Here is a 623-nt window from a genome sequence, read left to right as displayed (position 1 = left end):
AAAATAAAATACAAAAACTTAGAAATTGAAAATAGTGAAGAAGGCTTAATCATATACTCTAAAGGAATAAATTTCTCCCCTTCTGATTTAAAAATAGAATATGAAAACCTAACTAAAGAGGTAAAAGAAAAAGAGATTATATTTAATTTTGATAATGAAAAACTCCTAAAGTTTAATTTTGAAAATGGCTTTATTAAAATAAGTGCTTTTAATAAAAAGGAAATAAGATACGAAGTTCTAAACGAAAAAGATTTATCCCAAACTCCTAACTGGACAGCTGACCCAACTAACCAAGCAGATGCTCGTTTTGGTTTTTCAGTTTCAACAGCAGGTGATGTAAATGGTGATGGGTACATGGATGTAATAATAGGGGCTCCCTTGTTTGATAATCAAGCAACTAATGAAGGTCGTGCTTATGTTTATCATGGTTCAAGTGGAGGGTTAAGCCAAGCTCCTAACTGGACAGCTGACCCAACTAACCAAGAAGATGCTTTGTTTGGTTATTCAGTTTCAACAGCAGGTGATGTAAATGGTGATGGATACTCCGATGTAATAATAGGGGCTCACTGGTTTGATAACCAAGCAACTAGTGAAGGGCGTGCTTATGTTTATCTTGGCTCTAG

At 34.3% G+C, this 623-nt stretch carries 1 protein-coding gene; it reads left to right on the top strand.

Annotated features, from left to right (window positions below; genetic code table 11):
• Positions 1-623 (top strand): integrin alpha (locus tag ABDH49_09290; protein ID MEN3047131.1); only part of this gene is annotated, 623 nt, incomplete at both ends.

The sequence above is a fragment of the Candidatus Hydrothermales bacterium genome, from assembly GCA_039630235.1.
GTDB lineage: Bacteria > Hydrothermota > Hydrothermia > Hydrothermales > JAJRUZ01 > JBCNVI01.
This window is presented reverse-complemented; position numbering and strand designations above follow the sequence as displayed.